Origin of the sequence: Burkholderia oklahomensis C6786 (genome assembly GCF_000959365.1) — a bacterium.
GTDB classification, from domain to species: domain Bacteria; phylum Pseudomonadota; class Gammaproteobacteria; order Burkholderiales; family Burkholderiaceae; genus Burkholderia; species Burkholderia oklahomensis.
Genome location: NZ_CP009556.1, coordinates 1,409,135 through 1,427,680, shown reverse-complemented (window position 1 = coordinate 1,427,680; position 18,546 = coordinate 1,409,135). Strand labels below are relative to the sequence as shown.

Below are 18,546 nucleotides of genomic sequence, written 5' to 3'. Positions count from 1 at the left end.
TTCATTGGTTATGCGGCAACGGCTGGAGCCGGCGGTACCGCGCGATTCGGATTCCCGCCGCCAGCAGCGGCCTGAATAGCGGTCAAGGCGATCGTGTAGACGATATCGTCGACGAGCGCACCACGCGACAAGTCGTTGACCGGCTTGCGCAGGCCCTGCAGCATCGGGCCGACCGAGACCACGTTCGCGGAGCGTTGCACCGCCTTGTAGGTCGTGTTGCCCGTGTTGAGATCCGGGAAGATGCAGACGTTGGCGCGGCCGGCGACGGGGCTGCCTGGCGCCTTTTGCTTGCCGATGGCCTCCACGGTGGCAGCGTCGTACTGCATCGGGCCGTCAATGACGAGATCGGGCCGGCGTTCGCGCACGAGCGCAGTCGCCGCGCGCACCTTCTCGACGTCGTCGCCCGAGCCCGACGAGCCCGTCGAGTACGAGATCATCGCGACGCGCGGATCGATACCGAAGGCTTTCGCACTGTCGGCCGACTGGATCGCGATTTCTGCGAGTTCCTCCGCGCTCGGATCGGGGTTGATCGCGCAGTCGCCATAGACGAGCACCTGGTCGGGCATCAGCATGAAGAACACGCTTGATACGACGCTGTTACCCGGCGCGGCCCTGATCAACTGCAACGCGGGACGAACCGTGTTGGCCGTCGTGTGGACAGCACCCGAGACGAGGCCGTCGACATCGCCTCGCGCCAGCATCATCGTGCCGAGCACAACCGTGTCTTCGAGCTGCTTCGCGGCTTGCAGCGCGGTGAGCCCCTTTGATTTACGCAGCTCGACCATCGGCTCGACATAGGCGTCGCGGATCGTTTCCGGATCGAGAATTTCGACCGACTTCGGCAGCTCAATGCCGTGACCAGCCGCGACCGAGCGAATCGTATCGGGCGCGCCGAGCAGCATCGGACGGGCAATGCCCTTCTCCGCGCAAATCACAGCGGCGTGGATCGTGCGCGGCTCGTCGCCTTCAGGCAGCACGATGCGGCGGTCGGCCGAGCGTGCCTTGCCGACCAGGCGATGGCGGAAGACGGGCGGCGGCATCAACGTTTCGACCGGCGCGTCCAGGCGCGCGACGAGTGGCTCCACATGGACGTTGCCCGCGATGAAATCGAGCACGCGCTCCATGCGCACGGCGTCGTCGGCGAACACGTGGCTCGACAGGCCCGTCAGGCGCGAAGCAACCGTGAACGTGTCTTCGTCCGACAGCAGGACCGGCAGGCGGTCGAGCGGCGGCGCTTCGAGCAGCTTTATCGCTTCGGGATCCGGCTCGCCGCCGCAGGTCAGGATCAGGCCCGCGAGCGGCATCCCGCGCAGTGCGGTGAACGCCACGGCGAGAATCGCGTCGGAGCGATCCACCGGCATGACCACGAGCGTGCCGCTCTTGAAATGAGGAATCAGCTTTTCCGGCGAGCGCGCGGCAACCACGAAGTTTTCCACGCGCGCCGTTTCGATATCGCCGGACCGGAACACGGTCAGGTCGAGACCGGCCGCGACGTCGATCAGGCGCGGCGCGGTCAACTGCACATTGGTCGGCACCGCCGCGAGGATCGGCACCTCGCGCGCCGATCGTTCGAGATGGAGGCTCGTCAATTTGCCGAGCGCGGATGCGTTCGCCCCGCGGCAGCGGTTGATCAGCACGCCGGCGAGCGGACGCCGTCCGCCGTTGCTGTACTGTTCGGCCGCCCCGGCCGCAATGGCTGCCAGCTCCGTCGCGCCGCGCGTGCCGCCCGTGACCACGGGCACGAGATCGGCGCCCATCGAACGGATCATCTCGATGTTCAAGCGTGTGGAGATCATCGCGTCGACATAGGGAATCAAGCCCTCGACGATCATCACGTGATTGCCTTCGCGCGCGCTCTCGACGATCGCAACGACTTCTTCCATCAGACCGGCAAGGCACCCCTCGCGTACCATCTCGGCGGCGTGGGCGAATGGGATCGGCTCGGGCGTCGTCGTGCCGCACAGCGTGCGTGCGAAGTGGCTCGACAGATCGCGATCGCGCGTCGACGCTTCGGGCTGCGCGATCGGCTTCACGAAACCGACGCGCACGCCGGCGAGTTGCAGCGACCGCACCAGGCCGAGCGCCATCGACGTAAGGCCGGCGTCATGCGATACCGGAACAAGATAAAAAGTGCGAGGTAGATTCGTCACGTTCATGACAGTTGCTCCGTGGGCGACGGACGACGAGCGGACTTCTTCGAGCCGGCGTCGAAAACGCCGCCTTCGGATTGGCGGATGGCGCGCGCGATCTCAGTGGCTTCGCGGGCGATCGTGCCTTCTTCGTCGGTCGGCACGACCCAGGCTTGCGGACCGCTTCCGTTATCGATGCGGCCGCTCTTTCTGTCCACGGCCGCCTTGTTGGCGGCTTCGTCGAGAACGAAGCCGAACACCTTCAGGTGTTCGAGCGTCATCTTGCGAATGCGTACCGAGTTCTCGCCTATGCCGCCCGTGAAGATCAGCGCGTCGAAGCGCGGCAGCGACGCGGCGAGTGCGCCGATGTAGCGGGCGAGGCGGTGGACGAACACGTCGAGCGCGAGCTGCGCGCCTTCGTGTCCTCCAGCTGCTGCAGCTTCCAAATCACGGCAGTCGCTCGACAGTTCGGAGAGGCCGAGCAGGCCGCTCTTCCTGTTGAGGATCGCCTCCATTTCGCCGAAGTCGGCGCCTTCGACGCTGGCCATCTTCGCCGCTGCGCTGAAGTCGAGGTCGCCCGAGCGCGTACCCATTACGAGGCCTTCGAGCGGCGTCATGCCCATCGACGTGTCGACGCTCTTGCCGTTCACGACGGCAGTCGCTGAAGCGCCATTGCCGAGATGGGCAACGACAACGCCGCTATCCTTCGGATCGAGCCCGATCAAACGCACCGCTTCGCCCGACACATAGCGGTGCGACGTGCCGTGAAAGCCGTAGCGACGCACGCCGCGCTCGCGGTAGAAGCGCTGCGGCACCGCATACGAGTACGCGGCTTTCGGCATGGTCTGGTGGAACGCGGTGTCGAACACGGCCACTTGCGGCACGAACGGCAGTTCTTCGAGGCACGCGCGGATGCCGAGCAGGTTCGCCGGATTGTGCAGCGGCGCAAGGCCGGACACCACCTCTATATCTCGAATCACTTCAGACGTGATTAGCACGGATTCGGTGAAGCGCTCCCCGCCATGCACGACGCGATGGCCGACGACGGCCACGCGATCGAGCAGGCCCGCGTCGTCGAAACGGTGCATCAGGACTTCCAACGCCTTCGAGTGCGCGCCGCTGGACAGCGGCACCGTAGTTTTTTCACCGTTTTCCTTGATGATCAACCGCGCATCCGACAAACCGAGGCATTCGGCAATGCCGGAAACGAGTGGCTCGCCGCCGCCGGCCGGAAGGACGGTGAATTTCAGCGACGAGGAGCCGCAATTGATGACTAGGACAAGGTCGAATGGAGTGGGCATGATACTTTTTGATTCAGCAATTTTGTTGACCTGGGCTCACACCGCCGGAAGTTGGCGGGAGCGAAAAATTTCGACGGCGGCGGCGACCTGCTCGGGTGTGGGCGTCGGCTCATCTTTCAAGGCGTACTCCCGATCAAGCTGCTCCCATTTGTGAATGGCCATCTGGTGAAACGGCAGGACGTCGACCCGTTGAACGAGAGGGCCGAGATCGGCAAGAACATCGGCCAGGCGCGCGATATCGCCGGCGTCGTCGGTCAGGTCGGGAACCAGCACATAGCGAATCCACATCGGTTTGGACAGTCGCACGAGGCGCTGCGCGAAATCGAGAGTCGGCGCGAGCTCGCAGTTCGTGATCTGCCGATACTTCACGGGATCAATGTGCTTGATGTCGAGCAGCACGAGATCGACGGCGTCGAACCAACTGCTGTTGACGTTACGAGCCAAATAGCCTTGCGTGTCGAGTGCGGTGTGGAGACCGTAGTCGTCATGCAGGCGGGAAAGCAAGGCTCCCACGAACTCCGGTTGCATCAGCGGCTCGCCGCCGGACACCGTCACGCCGCCCGCCATCTTCAGGAACGGGATGTACGGCTTGATTTCGGCGATCGCTTCGTTGACCGTCACCAGGCGGCCCGAAGTACGCTTCCAAGTATCAGGGTTGTGGCAATACACACACCGAAACGGGCAGCCCGCCACAAAGAAAACGAAGCGCATGCCGGGGCCATCGCTTGCCGCGCCGCTTTCCACCGAATGCAGATAGCCGATCGGTCCGATGGCCCCTTTGACGCTCCGGGCCGGCACACAATGTTGGCACGATGTTTCGAAGGCGGCAGTCACGATGTTTCCTCTTTCCAGTTACGCTTGGATTGTTGCTACTCCGAAATCTATGGCGACCGCCGGAACTGCCCGGCGGCCGCCTTTGCTACCTGATTACAGCGATGCGTGGAACGTGCGCGAAATCACGTCGAGTTGCTGTTCGCGCGTCAGCTTGACGAAGTTCACCGCATAGCCGGAGACACGCACCGTCAGTTGCGGGTACTTCTCCGGATGCTCCATCGCATCGACGAGCGTCTCGCGATTGAACACGTTCACGTTCACATGGTGACCGCCCGCGCCCGTGTAGGCGTCGAGGCACTTCGCCAGGTTGCTCACGCGCTCGCCGCCCATGCGGCCGAGTGCGTCAGGCGTGGCCGAAGCAGTCCACGAAATGCCGTCGAGCGCGCTCGCGTACGGCAGCTTCGCGACCGATGCGCCCGCTGCGACGAAGCCCCTCTTGTCACGGCCGTTCATCGGGTTCGCACCCGGCGAGAACGGTTCGCCTGCTCGGCGGCCATCCGGCGTGTTGCCGGTCTTCTTGCCGTAGACCACGTTTGATGTAATCGTGAGAACAGATTGTGTCGGCATTGCATTGCGATAGAAGTACGGCTGCGACGCAACCTTCTTCATGAACGTCTCGGTCAGCCACACAGCGATACCGTCGGCGCGGTCGTCGTTGTTGCCGTAGGCCGGGTATTCGCCCTTGATCGCGTAGTCGACGGCCAGCCCTTCCGCATTGCGCACGATGCGCACCTTCGCGTGCTTGATCGCCGAAAGGCTGTCCGCGGCGACCGACAAGCCCGCGATGCCGCACGCCATCGTGCGCAGGATGTCGCGGTCGTGCAGCGCCATCTCGATGCGTTCGTACGCGTACTTGTCATGCATGTAGTGGATCGCGTTGAGCGCCTTGACGTAAGTCTTCGCGAGCCAGTCCATCATCGGGTCGAGCTTGGCCATGACTTCTTCGTAGCTCAGCACGTCGCCCTTGATTGGCTCGAAGCCTTCGGCCACCTTCACACCGCTCTTTTCGTCGACGCCGCCATTGATCGCGTACAGCAACGCTTTCGCGAGATTCGCGCGGGCGCCGAAGAATTGCATCTGCTTGCCGATGCGCATCGCCGATACACAGCAGGCGATGCCATAGTCGTCGCCCCAGCGGGAACGCATGATGTCGTCGTTTTCGTATTGGATCGACGACGTCTCGATCGACACCTTCGCGCAGAAGTCCTTGAAGCCTTCCGGCAGCTTGCCCGACCACAGCACGGTCAAGTTGGGTTCCGGCGCTGGGCCCAGGTTGAACAGCGTGTTCAGAATCCGGAAGCTCGATTTCGTTACGAGCGTACGGCCGTCTTCGCCCATGCCGCCGATCGATTCGGTCACCCAGGTCGGATCGCCCGAGAACAGTTGGTCGTATTCCGGCGTGCGCAGGAAGCGCACGATGCGCAGCTTGATGACGAGGTCGTCGAAGAGTTCTTGCGCTTGTTGCTCGGTGAGCAGACCGCGTTCGAGGTCGCGCAGGATGTAGATGTCGAGGAAGGTCGAAATGCGGCCGATCGACATCGCGGCGCCGTTTTGCTCCTTCACGGCAGCCAGATAACCGAAGTACGTCCACTGCATCGCTTCGCGTGCGGTGGCGGCCGGACGCGAGATGTCATAGCCGTACTTGGCCGCCATTTCCTTTAATTCGCCTAGAGCACGATATTGCTCCGATAGCTCTTCGCGTAGGCGCAGCGTATCGTCGTCGAAGACGTTGTTGTCGAGCTCATGGAACACGCGCTGACGTTCCGCGATCAGGAAGTCGACGCCATACAGCGCGACGCGTCGATAGTCGCCGATGATGCGGCCGCGGCCGTAGGCATCGGGCAGGCCCGTGATGATGCCCGACTTGCGCGCTGCCAGGATTTCCGGCGAATACGCATCGAAGATGCCCTGATTGTGGCTCTTGCGATACTTCGTCCAGATTTCACGGACGACCGGATCGAGCTTGAAGCCGAATGCTTCGAGGCCGTTTTCCACCATGCGCAGGCCACCGTTCGGCATGATCGCGCGCTTGAGCGGCGCATCGGTTTGCAGGCCGACGATCAACTCGATGTCTTGATCGATATAGCCGGCGTCGTGCGCGGTGATCGACGAAGCGCGATCGGCGGACACGTCGAGCACGCCCTTTTTGCGTTCTTCCTTCAGGCGCTCGGACAGCTTCGCCCAGACAGCCTTCGTGCGTTCGGTCGGACCGGCGAGGAACGAGTCGTCGCCTTGATACGGCACATAGTTGGCTTGGATGAAGCCGCGCACATCGACTGATGTCTGCCAACGCCCCTCAACAAAACCTGCCCAGAATTCAACGTCTTGAGTTTTCGACATCATGGTCATTATTCAACTCCGTAAATTACGAAAGATCGGGTACAGATCTTCAGACCTTTTCATTAGTTATGCTGATCTTAGTCAATAAGCTCGCCAGCTTCGCGCGTTCGCCCAGCAGCTATTCCATGGCCTGGATCACGGACGCGGCAATCACCGAGCCAAGGGCAATTATCATGATCGGGAGGAATCGGGTGAAAATGCTGTACCCATAAAAGCAATGTTGGATTCCGCGCCGACAGCCATCCGGTACGCGGGATAGTTCACTGTCACATGGTGCTTGCCGAGCAGGCTTTTGCGGCGTCGTCCACCCAATGGACCGGATGACTGTAAACGCAATTGTCTTCCGCTTTAATCTGCAACGCCAAACCTCCGCAGGACGTTTCGCGGTACTTAGCGTTCATATCCTTTCCCGTTTCGTACATCGCGGCAATCACTCCGTCCAGCGATACCTTGGGACTACTCACGCGATGCATCGCCATGCGGGTGGCGTTGATCGCCTTCACTGCTGCGATGGCGTTGCGCTCGATGCACGGGATCTGCACCTGACCGCCCACGGGGTCGCAGGTCAGCCCCAGGTTGTGCTCCATGGCGATTTCGGCGGCCATGCACACTTGCGACGGGCTGCCGCCCATCAGTTCGGTGAGGCCTGCAGCCGCCATCGAACAGGCGACACCGACCTCACCCTGACAGCCTACTTCGGCGCCGGAGATCGAGGCGTTCAGCTTGAACAGACATCCGATCGCACCTGACGAGAGGAAAAAGCGCAGGCAAGTGTTTTCGTCGAGCGGCTGAATGAAGTGGTCGTAGTAGGCCAGCACGGCCGGCACCACGCCGCATGCACCGTTGGTCGGCGCGGTCACCACGCGGCCACCGGCGGCGTTTTCTTCGGACATCGCCATCGCGTACATGTTGACCCAGTCCATCACGCTCATCGGATCGTTGGCTACTTTCAGCGAGGTGGTCAGCATCCTGTGCAGCGCCGGCGCACGACGCGGGATGCCGATCACGCCAGGCAGATTGCCCTCCGTGCGCATGCCGCGCGCCATGCCGCCCTTCATCGCTTCCCATACGCGAGAGAAGTGTGCGCGGATGTCGGTGGCGTCATGAAACGCCATTTCGTTTTCCATCACGAGCGCCGAGATCGACAAGCCGGTTTTATCGCACATGCCGATGAGCTGCTGCGCGGAGACGAAGTGATGCGGCACCGGCACGTCGCTGCAACTCGATTGATTGAAGTGTTCTTCATCGACGATGAAGCCGCCGCCGATAGAGTAGTAGGTCTTGGTTAGCATGCACGCATCACCGGCGAACGCGTGGATCTGCATGCCGTTTTCGTGCAGCGGCAGGTTGGCGGTGTGGAAAACCATCTCGAAGGCCACGCGCTGCTGGGTGCGGCCGAGCGTCAGATGGCCGGACTGCTCGACGTCGGCGATCAGGCCGGCTGCGGCTTCCAAGTCCAAGGAGTCGGGCAGATTGCCGGCGAGGCCAAGGATGATGGCGTGGTCGGTGCAGTGCCCCTTGCCCGTCAGCGCCAGCGATCCGTAGCAATCCACTTGCACGCGGGTGACCTGATTGAACTTGCCGGTTTCCTTGAGCACGCCCAGGAACTTGTGGCCGGCCTTCATCGGGCCGACGGTGTGGGAACTCGATGGGCCGATGCTGATCTTGTAGATATCGGTCATACTGAACATGGCGTGACCTCTTATGATGGTGTGTAAAGGGCGAGCAGGTTGTAGAAGATCGCGGAGATGGCGATGAGGCCGATCAGCACGACGAACACGTTGCTCGGCTTGCCGGCGTATTTCTTCATCGCGGGGATCTTCTTGATCGCGTACATCGGCATCAAGAACAGCAACAGCGCGATCACCGGGCCGCCGAACGTTTCGATCATGCCGAGGATGGACGGGTTGAACGTGGCGACCGCCCAGCAGGTCACGATCATGAACACGGCCGTGAAGCGGTCGAGCTTGGATGTGGCGATCGTCTTGCCGTTTTGCCGCAGTTGCTTGATCACGAGGCCGTTGAAGCCTTCCTTCGCACCGAGGTAGTGGCCGAGGAACGATTTGCTGATGGCGACCATGGCGATGATCGGCGCGGTCCATTCGATCACCGGGTTCTGGAAGTGGTTGGCCAGGTAGGTCAGGATCGAGATGTTCTGGGCCTTGGCGGCGGCGAGGTCGGCCGGTGACAGGCTGAACACGCAACTGAACACGAAGAACAGCACGGACAGCACCATCATTACGTGGGCGCGCAGCAGTGCGCGGCTGGAAGCCGGTTCGGCGTCGGTGCCATGCAGCTTGCGCTGGTCGACCGCGAACGATGAGATGATCGGCGAGTGGTTGAACGAGAACACCATGACCGGAATCGCGAGCCAGAGCGTTTTGTAGAAGGCGCCGCTGGAGATCGCGTGGCTCAGGCTTCCGGCTTGTTCGATGGCGGCGCCGTTCCATTGCGGGATCAAGTAAAGAGCAAGGACCATCAGGGCGCAAACGAACGGGTACACCAGGATGCTCATCGACTTGACGATCAACTTGCCGCCCAGACGCACGATGGACATCAGGCCCAGGATCAACACGAGCGAGAACACGGCGCGAATCCCGATACCGGTGCCAACCGAAATGTGCAGCTGGTTGTTCAGGAAGGACAGCACGGTATTGGTGATCGCCACGCTGTAGACGAGCAGAATCGGATAAATGGCGAAGAAGTACAGCAGCGTGATGAGCTTGCCTGCGCTGTGGCCGAAGTGCTCTTCCACGACTTCGGTAATGTCCGCGCCTTGCTTGCTGCCCGACAGCACGAAGCGGGTCAGGCCGCGGTGGGCGAAGAACGTCAGCGGCAAGGCCAGGATGGCCATCACGATCAGCGGCCACAGGCCGCCGACGCCCGCGTTGATCGGAAGGAACAGGGTGCCGGCGCCGATGGCGGTGCCGTAGAGACCGAGCATCCAGACAGTGTCGTGTTTGGTCCAGACCGGAGCCCCCGATTGGGTGGCAGGTGAAGTAATGGTCTTCTGCATGATCAGGGACACCCTTTCAAATTTAATTGACGATAATTCCACTATTCAGGAGATTCGCAAACGCCGAATCCACTTTCCGTCTCCCCCATTCTGGTTGGCACCTTTTGTTTATTTTTCGATTCCGGCTCATTGACTCAATGAGGCACCACTGGTTCTCGCGGCTTCCAAGACCCTTGCCACCCGACACGATGACGTCTGAACTCGACAGTGCCACCCGGCCCGCGCCCTTGACGGTCCTGCTTAAGACTGCGAACAGATTCCGGCCGACCGACGCTTCGATTATCGAAATCGCTGCGCTTTCGTTTCCCGTAATCACCGAATCAAAGCTTGTCGTCCGTACCGTACCGACCTTGACCGGATCACTCGATTGCACCGTTGCGATCAGATGTCTGCCGTAGATCGGACGCTCGAACGTGTCGTCGCCACGGACTGTGACGACATCGCTGATCTGTGCAACGTCGAGCCTGGCGCGCCACGCGCGGCGCGATGTTCTTTCCGTATGTGGATGCCGGAACGACGATATGCGAGTGTGCGCGAAAGACCGTCATCACGGTGGCTTCGACGTGCTCCGCTAGGCCGCTGCCGCTGGTCAGTTGCGGCGCATCCGCCAGCAAGGCCTTTTCCACGCCTCCGACGGACGCGGCGTGAACGGCCGCTTCCCGTGCATTGTGTCCAGCGACAAGCATGCGAATCGCGCCACCGATTGTGCTCAACGTCGGCGACGCGAGCGATAGGTTGTCATGCTCGGCGATGATCAGGTTGGCCATGTTTCGATATTCCTTTCATTCGTTAGCTGCGTGCGCCGACATATGACGGGCGCGCACCGGCCGTTGATGGTCTACAAACGCTGCTGATCAGGAATCGGCGGGCAACCTGACACGATGCACGTCGACAGATTTTCCGGCGCGCACCTAGCGTTCGAGCGGACAAATGAGAGACGGCGCTGCGCGCTCGATCATCCGTTCGACTTTCTCGCAAGCTTCGAGATACCGACGGACCGGCACTTCGTCGAGTTGCGAGTCGTGAAGAATTAGCAGTGGCGCGATTGCCTTGCGCTCCGCATCGGTCAGCATCCAGGGCTGACCGCGCTCGGCGCGCGATATGCACCTCCCGATCGACGCCTCCGCACATTCGAATACCGGCGAATCGGCTCGTCGGAGAAAGTACGCGAGATACAGCACGCCGATGATCGCGTCGACCTAGTCACCATTGCCGCGACGCGCGGCAAGCGTCGCGACTGCAAGATGATGCTTCAGCAAGAGATTCCGGATCTGTTTGGCGGACAGCGGAAGCAACATCGCCTTTCGGGCCGAACGGCACTTCACATTTCTCAATTGATGCATGTTCAAAGAGTATCGATTCGGACATCGAACTTCCATATGGCATGTTGTCGCCCCGTTGATTGTCGAAAGCCTGCGATGGTGTGAACACGCCCTGACGACGCACGGTCGTGTGTTCGAGCGTATCGAACACGAGTTTCCCAATGAGTAGGCCGATCACGATGAAGCCCGCTACGCCGCGCCTTTCGGCGCGTCGAACACGTCGATCACCGGCAACCTTCCGCGAAACTTCTCCGCATCTGCGATGGCAGTGTGTCCGCAGTTGCCTTGCGCCAGCCGCGATGTCCCGATGCCGACAGTCAGATTGTTGACGTCACCGTATCGGCACAGGCTGCCTGGCTGTCCCGGCGAAATGGGATCGAACCATCCGCCCTCATGAATCATGATGCATCCTTTCCGAATCGCGTCGGTCACCCTGACGCCGACGAGAATCTGCCCGCGATCGTTGAAGACGCGGATCACGTCGCCGTCGTTGATCCCGCGTTTCGCCGCATCCTCGGGGTGCATCAGGCACGGTTCGCGGTCCCGGATCGCATAGGTCTTGCGCAGCACGGTGCCGCACAGCTGCGAATGCAGCCGGCTGTGCGGGTGCGGGCTCACGACGTGAAGCGGAAACTTTGCCTTCGGCCCGTCGAGTCGCTCGATCGGTTCCATCCATGTCGGATGCGGCGGACAGTCGTCGTATTTCATCTTCGCGATGGTCGAACTGTAGATCTCAATCTTTCCAGAAGGCGTGCCGAGCGCGTTGAGCAGCGGATCGTCGCGAAACGCCTTGTGGCGGACGTATTGCTTCGCATCCTCGCGGACCGGGAACGCAAGCGCCTTGTTGCTGCGCCAGAACACGTCGAATACGGGCATCTCCATTGACATCCCGCGCGCCTGAACGCGAGCGGCCTCGTAGAACACGCGTATCCAGCCCATCTCGTCCCTGCCCTCGGTAAATGCGTCGCCGGTGCCGAGCCGGTCGCAGATCGCGGCGAAAATGTCATAGTCGCTTCGCGCTTCGTACAGCGGCTCGACGACCTTGTGCATCGCCAGGAAGTGCGTGCCGGAATAGTCGCCGATCTGTTCGATGTCGTTGCGCTCGTAGGAAGTCGTCGCAGGCAGCACGATATCCGCGTGACGCGCGGTCGGCGTCCATTGGAAATCATGGACGATGAAGGTGTCGAGCTTGCGCCACGCCTTGAGCATCGCGTTGCGGTCCTGGTGATGCGCGAAGGGATCGCCGCCGGCCCAATAGGCGAGGTGAATGTCGGGATAGGTGGCGCGCGTTCCGTTGAAGTCGAATGGCTTGCCGGGATTGTTCAGCATCTCCACCACGCGCGAGACGGGAATCCTTCGCGCGGCGCTGCCCTTGAACACGGCCTTGCCGCTGCCCGCATCGATGCCGGGCAGAACCGGACTCGTCGCGGACGGGCTGCCGCCGTTCGCATAGTGATACGTGAAGCCATAGCCGCCGCCCGGTAGCCCGATCTGGCCGAGCATGCTCGCGAGCGTGACCAGCATCCAGTGCGCCTGCTCGCCATGATGCTGCCGTTGCATCGACCACCCCGCCGCAAGCATGGTGCGCTTCGATGCGAACCGGCGCGCCAGCGCCCGGATGGTCTCGGCCGGCACGCCGCAAATGCGCGAAGCCCAGTCGGCATCCTTGGGCACACGATCCGATTTGCCCGTGAGATACGGTTCGAAGCGGTCGAAGCCCGTCGTGTAGCGTTCGAGGAACGCCTTGTCGTGGCGGTTTTCGACATAGAGCGTGTGCGCGATGCCCAGCATCATCGCCACATCCGTTTGCGGTCGCGGCGCGATCCATTCGGCATCGAAGTACCGGCAGGTCTCGCTGCGCACGGGATCGATGCAGAGCACACGTGTACCCTTCCTGCGCAGCGCCTCCATCGCCGGATATGCAGCATGATCGGGCACCAGCCAGCCGATCTGGTTAGTTGACACGGGATTGGCCCCCCAGAAGACCATCAGATCAGTATGTTCGAGCACGACGGGCCACACGGTCGGTTGCTCGTACACGTCGATCGAACCAACGACATACGGCAAAATGACCTGCGCGGCCCCAGTCGAGTAATCACCGCTATAGCCGACGAAACCGCCGTTGACGGTCATCATCCGCGAGAGCAGCGTTCGCGGCGGGTGCACTTTTCCCGGACTCTGCCAGCCATACGAACCCGCGTAGATGCCACTCGCGCTGTACTTGTCCCGAACGCGCTTCAGTTCCGCCGCGACGAGGTCCAGTGCACGGTCCCAACTGACACGCACGAAATCGCCGCGGCCCCGGCCCTCGACGTCGGCCCCTGGACCGTGCTCAAGCCAGGCGCGCCGGACCATCGGATAACGAATGCGGGTCGGCGAATAGATCGAGTCGATCACGCCCGGCAACTGGTGCGACGGATGCGGATCACCCTCCCACGGCTTCACGTCGGTCACAAGCCCGTTGACGACGGTTGCCCGGAAAGCGCCCCAGTGAGAGCCCGTGAGGATTTCACGCGTTCCGGCCGCGACCGGAGTCGCTCGTGCGCCGGATTCCAGCAGACTGTAACTGGCCGTCGCACCCAGGAAACCCGTCGCGAGTGCCCTCTTGACGAACGCGCGCCGCGACAGGCTCGCGTCGCGCGACGAATCGTTTTGTTTCGGCATGGTAACTCCTATGTTCTCGAATAATCAGTGCGTGTCGGCACGGGATGCGCGTCCGGTTCGCCGTTGCCGTGTAGGGCATCCGACGGCAGCAAGCCGAACAGCGAGCCGAGCAAGGTGGCGGTCGAGCCATAGAAGCCACCGGGATCGCGATCGCGGCAGGCGGCGACGAACGCCGGAATCCACCTGCGAAGGCGTGCTTCCATCCGTTTCGCGTTGTCGTCGTCGCCCTTGCGCAGCAGGCTCGCCAGCAACGCAAGTTCGACGGATATGTGATCGGGGGGCTCGCCGCTGCCGCGGCGTATCGCCATGCCAACTCGAGGCAACAGCGAGGCCATGTCGTGCGTTGCCTGGTCGAACAGGCGGCTGCCCATGTAGGCGCTTTCGTATAGCGGCACGGCAGGCGCACCGGTCACGCCCTCGAACAGACGTGTGTATGCCACCGACAGGTCGAGTGCCGCCGTTCGGGGTGAGTCGGTCGATGCCAGTGCTGCGTGCATCCCAGTGATCGCTGAATGGCAATCCAGCGCCGCGGCCAGTTCGTCCAGCAACGCAGCAATGTCCGGCTCCCGATAGTGCGCAATCGTCATCTCGTCGAGCGGCGCGGCCAACAGGCCGGCGATCCAGCTCGCGACGAGTGCACGGAATTCGCTTGCCTCGTCGATCATCGTCCGGTACTCCCGGCTTCGGTGCTGACGTCTTTCGCGTGATACTGGAGCCACGTCAGCAGCAGGCGATACTGGTCATCATCGAGCGACGTGAAGTGCCGCATCGCGCCGAGCGTGCCAATCCACTGATTCGCGAGAAAGTCCTTGCTGTCCGGACGCGCGTGACAGACCGCGCAGGTATGACTCATCAGATCGTCGCTGTAATGCCAGAGTCGCTGGAGATCAGCGCTCAGGCCATCGCTGCTGATCCACATCGTCAGGCTGCCCTGGGTCCAGTCCTGGCCCGTTTCCGGGTCGCGTATCGTTCTGTCGTGCACCATGTCGGACAAGGCCTTGCTCGACAGCACGGCCTGCATGATGCGCTGGCCGCGACGCGCATAGAACGCGCTTTCCGAACCGGCCTGCTGCCATCCGCGCAAGCGGACCTGCAGCCAGTTTCCGTTGCGCGCCAGCACCACCAGCTCCGCCGCCGCGAGCAGCTTTCCGTCCGGCTGTGCCGTCGTACCGTTAGCGGGCTTGTCGAGATAGAACGGCTTCGTCGACACGACATACAGCGCATTGGCCTTCGCCAGTTCGGCCGGCCTTCCCGCCAGCGCGCCGACCCTGGAGGTCGCCGCCGAATTCGCGGACGGCGGCAGAAGCAGAACCTTCTCGCCATGATTCGGTTGTTGCTGGCCCGGGCCAAGCGCATGAACGGCCGGCAGCGTCTTCAAATACGTCGCAATGGCCAACCGGTCCGAGTCCGTCAAACGCGAGGTATTTTTGATCACTTCCTTCATGTCGCCGCCAGCCCGAATTCCAATCGGCGTCACGCCCGCTTTCAGATACCTCGCTATGTCCTCGATCGACCAGTAGTCGATTCCGGTCTCGTCGGGCGTGATATTGGGCACGTAGCCTGTTTCCTCCGCGTTCGGTCCGCCCGCAAAGCGCTTGTCGTCCGGAATGACGCCGGCGAAGGTGCGGGGCGAATGACACTCCACGCAGTGTCCCGGCCCCTCGACGAGGTATCGGCCACGGATCCACCGCTCGCTTTTCCCGACCTCCACGGGCAGCGGTGCGCCCGAGAGGAACGCGAGTCGCCACAGTCCGATACCTCGGCGGATCGAGAACGGGAATTTCAGGTCGTGATCCGGCTGTCGTCCCTCGACGGGCGGCAGCGACTTGAGATAGGCGAACAAGTCCCGCAAATCGGCAGTGGTCATGTGCTGGTACGAGGTATAGGGAAACGCGGGATACGCATTTCCCTTTTCCGCTAGCACGCCCTCGCGCATCGCGATAATGAACTGTTCGAGCGTCCACGATCCGATGCCGTCCTTCGGGTCCGGAGAAATGTTCGGCATGCGGAACGTCCCGAACACCGTGTTCAGCGACCGTCCGCCGCCGAGCAGCGTCTCGTCGTGCCTGTCCGGCGACGCATGGCAGGTCGCACAATCGCCCGCGACGAACAGCGTGCGTCCGTTGCGCAAGTTTGGGGGGGCCGAGTCGATCAGGTCGCGTGACGGTTTCAGCATCCGCCACACGGGAGGCGAAGTTAGCGCCCAGAACAACGCGAGTGCGCACGTAGCCAGCAATCCGCCCCATATCCATAACTGTTTCTTCACTGCCCTGCTCCTTCACTCGCCATTCGCCGACAGTAGCGCCGTACCTCGGTCGCTACCCGGCCGCGTGAGCCAACGTTTAGTTCACCGGATCGCCTCTTCGATTCCGCTCGCAATCCGGCGACCGTATGACAGATTCCAATTTATCCTCATCCGACCGACGTATGAAAGCATGGTAACGACATGACAATCAGCGATCTTTGACACGTCTCAATACCAAAGCTGGCTTGCTGTTGAATTGTCCGATTATCGCAATCAATTCACGCACCGCATGCGTCCATCTGTCATATGTATGCGCGATTCGATATCTGCTCCCACGACCAATCCTTCAACAGACCTTCACCGCGCCAATTATTCTGGATACCTATCTTTTATTGATCGACAAATATCAGCAAACAATCGCCTGAATTTCACCCTCATTACCAATCTTCCCAGTGAGTTCGGCACAAAACTTTACATATCCCTCAAATTGAACGGTTCACGAGCACTCCTTTCATCCGATGACAATAAGCGACTCGACAAGTTGGCATTGCTCGTTAAATCCGAAATTCCATCGTGACCACAATCAAGGATCTTTCGACTTTTTTGCAAAACGATAGATCGTCGATCTGATAAATTTCCGATCGCAAAATTCTTCCAAATAAGAGAATATGAATATTTAATGTTAATTAACCATGGAAAGCACAACCTCATCGTTTTCCGTTGGTTTTCCTCCACCAGTGCGGATTTCTCAATCGCCAAGATCCACGCGCTGCACATTCGCTTCCGCCGTCATCGCACCGATGCATTGAAAAGCTCTGCCCACGTGCTCTCGTATCGCCGCTTCATGTGTCGTCCGGACGGACTATGTCCAGCGGGATGGGGCGCCATGCTTGAAGGTTTACTGAGCGACCAGCCGGAGATCGCATTGTTCGCATGCCTGGCAGCCGGACATCTGATCGCCTCGGTCCGCGTCGGCCCAGTTTCGCCCAGAAGCGTGTGTGGCACGCTGATCACCGCGCTCGTCATCGGTCAGGCGGGCATCCGCCTTGACACGGACCTGAAAAGCATCGCATTCGCGCTGTTCATCTTCGCGCTCGGCTCCACCGGCGAACCACGGTTCTTTTCGAACATCCGGAACGGCCAGCGGCTCGGCATCCTGTCCGTCATCGAGGTGATATCGGTGCTCGCGATTGCCGCCTGTACGGAGATGGCGCTGCATCTAGATCCTGGCACGGCATCGGGATTGCTTGCGGGCGCTGCACTGTCATCGGCACGACTTCCGAAGCGATCTCGAAGCTCGGGCCGTCGACCGGGGAAATCGCGCGCCTGCAGGCCAACATCGCGACTGCATACAGCATTTGCTATCTGTTCGGCCTGTTGACGATCGTCATCTTCACAACCCAGCTTGCACCATTCCTGTTGCAGACCCGACTTGAAGGCGGAAATGGCGCGCCTGTGGCGAAAGCTGGGCGGCGCCGGCAGCACGACCGATGCCACGGCAACGGTCCTGCCGGCGTTCGTAAGTCGCACCGCCGAGGTGCATGAGCGACGAAAGCCTCGCCTATATCGCCGAAATCGTGAAGGAGCGGCCCGACGTGATCCTACTGACTGACGATGTCTACGGCACTTTCGCGGACAATTTCGTATCGCTGTTCGCGCTGGCTCCGCGCAACACGATCCTCGTCTATTCGTACTCGAAGTACTTCGGTGCGACGGGCTGGCTTCTCGGCACTATCGCGCTACATCGCGACAATGTCCTCGACAAGCTCATCGGCGAACTCTCGGAAGAGCACAAGTGCGAGTTGCGTGAGCGCTATGAATCCATCACGACCGATCCGGACTCGCTGAAGTTCATCGACCGCCTCGTCGCCGACAGCCGGAGTGTGGCGCTCAACCACACGGCGGGCCTCTCCACGCAGCGGCAGGTGCAGATGGTGTTGTTCTCGTCGTTCTCGCTGTTCTCGTTGATGGATACGCCGGATGCGTACAAGCAGGCGCTCAAGCACCCGATCCGCAGCCGCAAGCGCGCGCTCTACGAGGAGATGGGCGTGTCGTTCGACGAAAGCGACCCGAACCAAGTCGACTACTACACGATCCTGGATCTCGATTTCCTCTGCGAGCGGATGTTCGGGCGAGCGTTCGTCGACTGGCTGCTCGAACGTGTCGAGCCGTCGGACCTACTGTTTCGGTTAGCTCGCGGAGCGCGCGTCGTGCTGCTTCCAGGGTAAGCACCTCACGACGGCCATCATAGACGGCGACGAGGGTTGCCCCCCAAAGTGATGTCCATCATTCGAATTGATGGACACCACTGTGACGGAGTTGGAAGCCAAGCCGGGTAACCGCAAGGGCCGTCCGAACCATGATCCCGAGTTTCGACGCCCGCTTGCGGCCGCGGCCTGCGAGCCTGGTATGTCGGTCGCGAAGCTGGCGCGGGAGAATGGCATCAATGCAAACATGCTGTTCACGTGGCGTCGTCGATATTGCGCGCAATTGCAGGCCGAATCGACGTCGCTGATTCCAGTGGCGGTGATTCATGAGACGCCGCCGCCGCAGGTGACGATGCCACCGGCGCCGGCCATCCGACACCGCGAACCGGGACGATCGAGATTCGGATCGGCGGGGTGATCGTCAAGGTCGACGGCGTGGTCGATGCCGATACGCTGCGGGCCGTACTGGGGAGCGTGCGGTCGTGATC

General features: G+C 61.4%; 13 protein-coding genes and 2 pseudogenes. 3 read left to right on the top strand and 12 right to left on the bottom strand.

Annotated features, from left to right (window positions below; genetic code table 11):
* Nucleotides 1-8: 8 nt before the first annotated feature.
* From pta to BG90_RS24160, 12 genes and pseudogenes are all read right to left on the bottom strand, one after another.
* The gene (gene pta / locus BG90_RS24205; RefSeq protein ID WP_010121691.1) at nt 9-2,087 is read right to left on the bottom strand and encodes a phosphate acetyltransferase; all 2,079 of its coding nucleotides are present in this window, start codon (nt 2,085-2,087) and stop codon (nt 9-11) included.
* A 65-nt stretch (nt 2,088-2,152) separates the two neighbouring features.
* Complete coding sequence (locus BG90_RS24200) at nt 2,153-3,430, bottom strand: acetate/propionate family kinase (protein WP_045568420.1); 1,278 nt, start codon at nt 3,428-3,430, stop codon at nt 2,153-2,155.
* Between the two features lie 36 nt (nt 3,431-3,466).
* The gene (pflA, locus tag BG90_RS24195; RefSeq protein ID WP_232239151.1) at nt 3,467-4,264 is read right to left on the bottom strand and encodes a pyruvate formate-lyase-activating protein; all 798 of its coding nucleotides are present in this window, start codon (nt 4,262-4,264) and stop codon (nt 3,467-3,469) included.
* A gap of 93 nt (nt 4,265-4,357) precedes the next feature.
* Nucleotides 4,358-6,604, bottom strand: a complete 2,247-nt coding sequence (pflB, locus tag BG90_RS24190) for a formate C-acetyltransferase (RefSeq protein WP_326972867.1) — start codon at nt 6,602-6,604, stop codon at nt 4,358-4,360.
* A gap of 266 nt (nt 6,605-6,870) precedes the next feature.
* Nucleotides 6,871-8,295, bottom strand: a complete 1,425-nt coding sequence (locus BG90_RS24185; protein WP_010111738.1) for an L-serine ammonia-lyase — start codon at nt 8,293-8,295, stop codon at nt 6,871-6,873.
* 11 nt (nt 8,296-8,306) lie between these two features.
* Entirely contained in the window at nt 8,307-9,620 is a 1,314-nt protein-coding gene (locus BG90_RS24180; protein ID WP_038801752.1) for an HAAAP family serine/threonine permease, read from the bottom strand.
* A 22-nt stretch (nt 9,621-9,642) separates the two neighbouring features.
* Entirely contained in the window at nt 9,643-10,068 is a 426-nt protein-coding gene (locus tag BG90_RS38100; protein ID WP_374189784.1) for a hypothetical protein, read from the bottom strand.
* A complete protein-coding gene (locus BG90_RS37520) occupies nt 9,980-10,387 on the bottom strand; it encodes an adenine nucleotide alpha hydrolase family protein (RefSeq protein WP_081464426.1) in 408 nt (135 codons plus the stop codon). The genes BG90_RS38100 and BG90_RS37520 overlap by 89 nt, the downstream gene beginning before the upstream one ends.
* A 661-nt stretch (nt 10,388-11,048) precedes the next feature.
* Nucleotides 11,049-11,138, bottom strand: a pseudogene (locus BG90_RS35615) (ABC transporter permease); the annotation flags it as partial.
* Nucleotides 11,132-13,606: a trimethylamine-N-oxide reductase TorA gene (torA, locus tag BG90_RS24170; protein WP_010121699.1), complete on the bottom strand. Its 2,475-nt coding sequence runs from the start codon at nt 13,604-13,606 to the stop codon at nt 11,132-11,134. The gene torA and the pseudogene BG90_RS35615, both read right to left, overlap by 7 nt.
* An 8-nt stretch (nt 13,607-13,614) precedes the next feature.
* Nucleotides 13,615-14,271 carry a TorD/DmsD family molecular chaperone gene (locus tag BG90_RS24165; RefSeq protein WP_010111742.1) on the bottom strand — a complete coding sequence of 219 codons (657 nt, stop codon included), beginning with the start codon at nt 14,269-14,271 and terminating at the stop codon, nt 13,615-13,617.
* The gene (locus tag BG90_RS24160; protein ID WP_232355290.1) at nt 14,268-15,782 is read right to left on the bottom strand and encodes a c-type cytochrome; all 1,515 of its coding nucleotides are present in this window, start codon (nt 15,780-15,782) and stop codon (nt 14,268-14,270) included. The genes BG90_RS24165 and BG90_RS24160 overlap by 4 nt, the downstream gene beginning before the upstream one ends.
* A gap of 748 nt (nt 15,783-16,530) precedes the next feature.
* Between BG90_RS24160 and BG90_RS33785 the strand changes: the two genes are divergently transcribed.
* The 3 genes and pseudogenes from BG90_RS33785 to tnpA all read left to right on the top strand — a co-directional run bounded on the left by BG90_RS33785 (nt 16,531) and on the right by tnpA (nt 18,476).
* A complete protein-coding gene (locus BG90_RS33785; RefSeq protein ID WP_232288989.1) occupies nt 16,531-17,232 on the top strand; it encodes an aspartate-alanine antiporter-like transporter in 702 nt (233 codons plus the stop codon).
* Nucleotides 17,233-17,392: 160 nt separating this feature from the next.
* Nucleotides 17,393-18,076, top strand: a pseudogene (locus BG90_RS24150) (bifunctional aspartate transaminase/aspartate 4-decarboxylase); the annotation flags it as partial.
* A 73-nt stretch (nt 18,077-18,149) separates the two neighbouring features.
* Nucleotides 18,150-18,476 carry an IS66-like element accessory protein TnpA gene (gene tnpA, locus BG90_RS24145; protein ID WP_232355230.1) on the top strand — a complete coding sequence of 109 codons (327 nt, stop codon included), beginning with the start codon at nt 18,150-18,152 and terminating at the stop codon, nt 18,474-18,476.
* Nucleotides 18,477-18,546: the final 70 nt, after the last annotated feature.